General features: G+C 64.5%; 7 protein-coding genes. 5 read left to right on the top strand and 2 right to left on the bottom strand.

Features of this window, described 5'->3' with window-relative positions:
• Positions 1-96: 96 nt before the first annotated feature.
• The 4 genes from QMG25_RS04025 (at position 97) to QMG25_RS04040 (ending at position 4,601) form a co-directional block, all read left to right on the top strand.
• Entirely contained in the window at positions 97-1,527 is a 1,431-nt protein-coding gene (locus QMG25_RS04025) for a class II fumarate hydratase (RefSeq protein WP_283457486.1), read from the top strand.
• Between the two features lie 223 nt (positions 1,528-1,750).
• Positions 1,751-2,428: a TetR/AcrR family transcriptional regulator gene (locus QMG25_RS04030; protein ID WP_283457487.1), complete on the top strand. Its 678-nt coding sequence runs from the start codon at positions 1,751-1,753 to the stop codon at positions 2,426-2,428.
• Positions 2,425-4,083, top strand: a complete 1,659-nt coding sequence (locus QMG25_RS04035; protein ID WP_283457488.1) for an MDR family MFS transporter — start codon at positions 2,425-2,427, stop codon at positions 4,081-4,083. The genes QMG25_RS04030 and QMG25_RS04035 overlap by 4 nt, the downstream gene beginning before the upstream one ends.
• A 113-nt stretch (positions 4,084-4,196) precedes the next feature.
• A complete protein-coding gene (locus QMG25_RS04040; RefSeq protein ID WP_283457489.1) occupies positions 4,197-4,601 on the top strand; it encodes a hypothetical protein in 405 nt (134 codons plus the stop codon).
• On the opposite strand, the gene QMG25_RS04045 is transcribed toward QMG25_RS04040, so the two are convergent.
• Both QMG25_RS04045 and QMG25_RS04050 read right to left on the bottom strand, forming a co-directional pair.
• Positions 4,598-5,068 carry an NUDIX hydrolase gene (locus QMG25_RS04045; protein WP_283457490.1) on the bottom strand — a complete coding sequence of 157 codons (471 nt, stop codon included), beginning with the start codon at positions 5,066-5,068 and terminating at the stop codon, positions 4,598-4,600. The genes QMG25_RS04040 and QMG25_RS04045 overlap by 4 nt on opposite strands.
• A gap of 52 nt (positions 5,069-5,120) precedes the next feature.
• Positions 5,121-5,630: a prepilin peptidase gene (locus QMG25_RS04050; protein ID WP_283457491.1), complete on the bottom strand. Its 510-nt coding sequence runs from the start codon at positions 5,628-5,630 to the stop codon at positions 5,121-5,123.
• 68 nt (positions 5,631-5,698) lie between these two features.
• Here QMG25_RS04050 and QMG25_RS04055 point away from each other — a divergent pair, with 68 nt between their 5' ends.
• Positions 5,699-6,505 carry a hypothetical protein gene (locus QMG25_RS04055; protein ID WP_283457492.1) on the top strand — a complete coding sequence of 269 codons (807 nt, stop codon included), beginning with the start codon at positions 5,699-5,701 and terminating at the stop codon, positions 6,503-6,505.
• Positions 6,506-6,618 lie beyond the last annotated feature (113 nt).

Below are 6,618 nucleotides of genomic sequence, written 5' to 3' on the forward strand. Positions count from 1 at the left end.
CCGGGCACGACGGGGGCACTTGACTGCCGCCGTCGTGCCCGGTTCAACAGGGCCCGGCTTTTTGGCTCTGCCCACGGCGGCGATATGGTGTATAACATGACTGATAATGCTGCCGCTAGCGCACAAGAGTTCCGCATTGAACACGACACCATGGGCGAGGTCCGGGTTCCGGCCAACGCCCTGTACAGCGCCCAGACCCAGCGGGCCGTGGAGAACTTCCCGATCTCCGGCATGACGCTGGAGCCGGCCCACATTGCCGCCTTGGCGCGCATCAAGAAGGCCGCCGCCACCACCAACGCCGAACTGGGCGTCCTGGATGCCGAACTGGCCCGCGCCATTGAGGCGGCAGCAGATCTTGTCGCGGCAGGCGGCTACGACAGCGACTTCCCGATCGACGTGTTCCAGACCGGTTCGGGCACCTCGTCCAACATGAACATGAACGAGGTTCTGGCGACGCTGGCCAACAAAGCGCTGGCAGCGGGCGGCTCCGAGAAGAGCGTCCACCCCAACGACCACGTCAACGCCTCGCAGTCCTCCAATGACGTGTTCCCCACCTCCGTGCATGTGGCGGCAACCTCCGCACTGATCAACGGCTTGGTCCCGGCTCTGGCCTACCTGGCCGAGTCGCTGGAGCGCAAGGAATCCGAGTTCGCCACCGTGGTCAAGTCCGGCCGCACCCACCTGATGGATGCCACCCCCGTGACGTTGGGCCAGGAATTCGGCGGCTACGCAGCGCAGATCCGCTACGCCATTGAGCGTGTGGAGTCCTCCCTGCCGCGCGTGGCCGAAGTCCCGCTGGGCGGCACGGCCGTTGGCACCGGCATCAACACCCCTGCCGGCTTCCCGCAGCGCGTGATCGCCTTGCTGGCCGAGGAGACGGGCTTGCCGTTGACCGAGGCCCGCAACCACTTTGAGGCCCAGGCCAACCGCGACGGCCTCATCGAGGCCTCCGGCCAGCTGCGCAACATCGCCTACTCCATCATGAAGATCAGCAACGACCTTCGCTGGTTGGGTTCGGGCCCCAACACGGGCCTGGGCGAAATTTCCATCCCCGACCTGCAGCCGGGCTCCTCCATCATGCCGGGCAAGGTCAACCCCGTGATCTGCGAGGCCGCCATCATGGTGGCCGCCCAGGTCATTGGCAACGACACCACCATTGCCCTGTCCTCCACCAATGGCGCCTTTGAGCTGAACGTGGGCATCCCCGTCATGGCCGCCAACCTGCTGCAGTCGATCCGCCTGCTGACCAACACCTCGCGCATCATGGCGGACAAGATGGTGGACGGGCTCACCGCCAACGTGGAGCGTGCACGCTTCCTGGCCGAGGCCTCGCCGTCCATCGTGACGCCGCTGAACAAGTACATCGGCTACGAAAACGGCTCCAAGGTGGCCAAGCACGCCATCAAGGAGGGCCTGACCATTCGCGAAGCCGTGCTGGCGCTGGGCTTTGTGGACCGCGGCGAGCTGACGCTTGAGCAGATGGACGCCGGCCTTGACGTGCTGGCCATGACCCGCGCCCCGCAGTAACCAGCGACTCCAATGCGCTAAGAGAGCCACCCGGGGACCCGCTGCGAGCTTGCGAGTGGTGGGAGGTGGCGAACGGGCGGGACGCCACCTTTGAAACACAAGGGGCCTCCCGCCGTCGTGCTTTAAGCGCTGCGGCCTTGAGAGGTGTGCTGCCAGGAGCTGTGCCGAACCCCACGAACAATAAATTATGCACTTTGATAGATTTAGTGCAAACTTATACTTTGTGACTGATAGTGCAAATTCTTGCCCCTCCGGCGGCCTGCGTGCCCGCAAGCGTGAAGCGACCCGCTCCGCCATTACCGCCGCAGCCAGGGTCTCCACCGCCCGAAGCGGCCTCAATGGCTTCACCGTTGAACAGCTGTGCGAAGAAGTCGGCATCTCCCGGCGGACGTTCTTCAACTACTTCCCGTCCAAGGAAGACGCCATCGTGGGCCACCTCTTGGATGAGTTTCCACCCGAGGACATGGCCGCCTTCCTGGCCGGCGGCGCCCCGGACTCGGGCGCCGAACGCGGTCCGCAGGGCCTGACCACCACGCTGCTGCAGGACCTGTTCGAGCTCACCTGTGCCATGGCGGAGGAAATGAACTTCATTCGGGAACACATCCAGGACCTCATCGCCGCCATGAAAGTGGAGCCGCAACTCATGCTGAAAGTGTTGGGCAGCGCCGAAACCCGCGAACATGAATTTGCCGCCATCATCGCTGAGCGGGAGAACCTGCCGCCGGAGGACCCCATCGCCATCATGGCGGCCGCCATTTTCGGCGCCCTGTCCCGCCGGTCCAGCCAGAGTTTCTTCTCGGAACACAACACCCGTTCCTACCGCGAGATCCTGGGCGAAAACGTTAGCTTTGCCCAACAATTCTTTGCTTTTTCACTCTTGACCCACGAAGGAACTCCATGAGTACCGCCCTCAAGGCAGGGGAACCGCTCCTGTTGACCCAAAAGCGGATTTGGATCATCTTTTCCGCGCTCATTGCTGGAATGCTGCTCTCCAGCCTGGACCAGACCATTGTTTCCACGGCCATGCCCACCATTGTGGGCAAGCTTGGCGGCGTGGAACACCAGACGTGGATCACCACTGCCTACCTGCTGGCGACCACCATTGTCATGCCCGTGTACGGCAAGTTTGGCGACATCCTGGGCCGCCGGAACCTGTTCCTTGTTGCCATTGCCATCTTCACGCTGGCCTCGGTCGGTTGTGCGTTTGCCACCGACTTCTGGGGCTTCGTGATCTTCCGTGCCATCCAGGGCTTGGGCGGCGGCGGTCTGATGATCCTCTCGCAGGCCATCATTGCTGACATTGTCCCCGCCAAGGAGCGCGGCAAGTACATGGGCCCGCTGGGCGCCATCTTTGGTCTTGCCGCAGTAGCCGGTCCGCTGCTCGGCGGATACTTCGTGGACCACTTGACGTGGGAATGGGCCTTCTATATCAACATCCCGATCGGCATCGTCGCCTTCATCGTGGCCTTCTTCACGCTGACCCTTCCCTCGAAGAAGGCGGACAAAAAGATCGACATCATGGGCGTGGTGTTCCTGTCCATCGCCACCACCTGCCTGATCTTCTTCACCGACTTTGGCGGCAAGACCGACGGCTGGACCTCGCTGACCACGTGGGCGTGGGGCGTCGGCTTGGTCACGGCGGTCGCGCTGTTCATCTTCACCGAAGCCCGCGCCGCAGATCCGATCATTCCGTTGTCACTGTTCAAGAACCCGATCTTCCTCAACTCCACCGCCATCGGTTTTGTCTTGGGCATGGGCATGTTCGCCGCCCTCGCGTTTGTGCCGACGTTCCTGCAGATGTCCTCCGGCACCTCCGCGGCCGAGTCCGGCTTGTTGATGCTGCCCATGATGGTGGGCCTGATGGGCACTGTCATCTGGTCCGGAATGCGGATGACGAAGACCGGCAAGTACAAGGCTTTCCCGATCGCCGGTTCCATCCTGACCATCATCGCCATGCTGTGGATGACCACGCTCTCCGCGGAAACGCCCATCTGGGTGATTTGCGCCCAGCTGTTCGTGTTCGGCGCCGGTCTGGGCCTGATCATGCAGATCGTGGTCATAGTGGTGCAGAACTCGGTTCCGGCCGCCCAGCTGGGCACCGCCACCAGCACCAACAACTACTTCCGCGAAGTGGGCTCGGCCCTGGGCGTGGCAGTATTTGGCGCCATGTTCACCACCCGCCTGGCCAATTCGCTCACGGAGGTCTTCAGCGCGGCCGGTGCCAGCCCGGAGCAGGCCGGCAACTCCATGTCCAGCTTGGATCCGCAAGCGCTCCACCAGCTGCCGCAGGCCGTCCAGGACGGCATCATCAACGCCTACGCCGACTCCCTGGCCCCCGTGTTCTGGTACCTGATCCCGTTCATGGTGGTGGCGCTGATCCTGGCCGCGACCATGAAAGTCATCCCGCTCTCGGACACCTCCGGCATGGTGGCCCGCGGCGAGGCCATTGGCGGGGAGGAAGCCATCCGGCTCGAAGCCGAACGTGCCGCCGGCAAGTCGTCGGAGGCGGCCGATGCAACCGCCGAAGACGCTTTGTCCACCACGGACAAGCCGTAAGGTTGCGTTGAAATGGTGTGTGCCGCCGTCGTACTTCTTCACGTACGACGGCGGCACGCACCATTGGTGGTTCAACCACCGCGTAGACTGTTCAGCTGGACACAAGGAGATGCATGGATTACGACACAGTTGAACTGCTCGTTGGCGCAGCGCTGGCTTTTATTCCGGTGATCGTGCTGGTCTTCGCTGGACTGTGGTGTTTGAAGAAAGCCCGGGTCCGGATGGCCCTCTACGTCGTCGCCGGGTTGCTGGCTTCCCTGGCCTATGGCCGGTTCGCGGCGCACTTGGCCTTCATGATCTTCCCGCCACCGCTTGACCCGGCCTACGCAGGCGAGGGCAGTCTGGACCCCAGAGGCATGATCCTGCTGTTCGGCGCCATGGTTGGTTGTGCGGCGGGCTTGATCACCACCATCGTGTTTGGCGTTTTGAGCCTGCTCCCGCAGCTGCGGCGAAAGCGCGCCGACGGCCAGCGAACAGGCACAGGCGGCACTCGCCGGGCTCCACACAGAGCCGGCTAGCGCTGGAAGTTTGGCGCGCCGTCGAACGCTATTGCGCGCTGAATGCACGCGAGGTGGCCGGGTCGCAGCGGGGGCAGCTCGTCGACGCCGAACCAGCCGACGGCGAGGGATTCGTCGTCGTTCACTCGGGCCGTGCCACTGACGTGGCGGGCGATGAACTCGATGTTCAGGAAGTCGCAGACGTCGCCGTTGGGAAACGTCACTGGCCCCACGGCCACCACGCCGAGCAGCTGCTCTATCTTGGCAACCACGGCCGTTTCCTCAAAGATTTCCCGCACCAGGCCGGGCCCCGGCTCCTCCCCCGGATCCAGAATGCCCGTGATCAACGCCCAGCCGCCGGTGTCGGAGCGTTCCCCGAGCAGCACCCGGCCCTCGGCGTCGAACACCACGCCTCGCACTCCTGGCAGCCACAGGGGATCGTGGCCGATTTTTTCGCGCAGCTTGAGAATGAAGTCCGGTGATGCCATGGATCCAGCCTATCCGGGCCGTCCCACCCGGTAAGGGTTGGCCGGGGGAACGTCAACCGGGGACAAGGACCATCACGGCAAGGGCCCCGGCCAGCATTGACGGGCCAAACGGAATGCTGGATTTGGCGGTGCCGCGGCGGCTCGCCATCAGGGCAAGGCCCCACAGCCCGCCGGCGACGAACCCGGCAGCCGCTCCAAGCAGCACGTGCTGCCAGCCAAGGAAGCCCAGGAACAGGCCCAGGACTCCCGCCAGTTTGACGTCGCCAAACCCCATCCCGGCCGGGTAGGCGAACCACAACAGCCAGTACAGGGCAGCCATCGCCACGGCCCCGCCAACGGCGTTGAGCAGGTGGTGCGGGGTTCCGGCAGCCAACGCGGCCGCCAGCAACAACACCCCGGCAATAGGGTAGGCCGGCAGAACGTAGCGGTTGGGCAGGGTGTGGGTGCGGATGTCGATGACGCTCAGCAATACGGCCAGCCACAGCAGGTACAGGCAAGCTGCCACGGCGCACAGGAACGCGAACAAACTGCTGTCCCACATCTCCGTCAGCCGTGCCACCATAGCGCGATGCTACGCCATGGCACCGGGATTCGGGGCGGTTTTTGCGTCCTCGGGGCTAAGCTGTGGACATGAATGCCTCCATTTACACCGCCACTACTTTTCGGCACCTGTGCCGCTCCTCCCCGTGGCGCTGGCAAACTGTGCGCTTTGAGCTGCACCGCAAGTTTCCGGCCGCGGCCGACGGCGCTGCCGGCACCAGTTGGATGCCCGGCGGCGCCGGACACGCGGACGCAGGACCGGTGCTGGCGATGAACTGCTGGGTCCGCCGGCCCGGCGCGCTCCGCGTTGAAACGCTGGACGGGACGTTGCTGGCCAGCACCACCAAGATCAACGAGTCGCGGGACACCTTGTTCATCAGCGGCAACCGCAAACCGTGGCTGTTGCAGCCCTCGCTCGTGAACCCCGTCAAGGACGACAACGGCTTCGTGGTCCGTCGCCCCGAAGCACGCTACGGGGAACCGGCCTATGGCACAGGGCGGAGCGCGGCCGCCCTTGACCCCGTGGAACTGGCAGGAGAACGGCCCGTCCCCTTGGAATTCCCGTTTGCCAATGTGGCCGAGATCGAGGATGTTGCCGTGCTCTCCCACCACGGGCGCGAGGCTGTTGAGGCCGTGCTGACGCCCAACTCGAGCTACGTTCCGGTCTTTGCCGATGCACCCCTGCTGTTCCCGGGCCGCACCGCCGTCCGCATTGATGTGGAAACGGGGATTTGCGTGGCCTCCCAGTCCCTTGACGGTCCCACGGCCGGTGCCGGACACTGGATCCTGCTGCACGGCGTCGATGAATACATGCTCGACGACCTCTTCGAAGAAGTCAGCATGGGCCTGACGGATGTGCGGTCCCACATCCCCTGGGACCTCGGGCCGGACTCCTAGGCCCCTCCTCCGGACTCAAAGTCCCCTCCGCAGGACTCAAAGTCCCCGCGGCCGGGCGGGAGGGCCGTCGCGGGTGCGGGAGGGGGGTGGGGGGGGGGGGGCGGGCGGCGGCG

Source organism: Arthrobacter sp. H35-D1 (assembly GCF_030063185.1).
Classification (GTDB): domain Bacteria; phylum Actinomycetota; class Actinomycetes; order Actinomycetales; family Micrococcaceae; genus Specibacter.

Coding starts and splice junctions, on each gene's coding strand:
- QMG25_RS04050 (WP_283457491.1), bottom strand. CDS start 5,630: ATGGTGGCACGGCTGACGGAGATGTGGGACAGCAGTTTGTTCGCGTTC.
- QMG25_RS04040 (WP_283457489.1), top strand. CDS start 4,197: ATGGATTACGACACAGTTGAACTGCTCGTTGGCGCAGCGCTGGCTTTT.
- QMG25_RS04025 (WP_283457486.1), top strand. CDS start 97: ATGACTGATAATGCTGCCGCTAGCGCACAAGAGTTCCGCATTGAACAC.
- QMG25_RS04035 (WP_283457488.1), top strand. CDS start 2,425: ATGAGTACCGCCCTCAAGGCAGGGGAACCGCTCCTGTTGACCCAAAAG.
- QMG25_RS04045 (WP_283457490.1), bottom strand. CDS start 5,068: ATGGCATCACCGGACTTCATTCTCAAGCTGCGCGAAAAAATCGGCCAC.
- QMG25_RS04055 (WP_283457492.1), top strand. CDS start 5,699: ATGAATGCCTCCATTTACACCGCCACTACTTTTCGGCACCTGTGCCGC.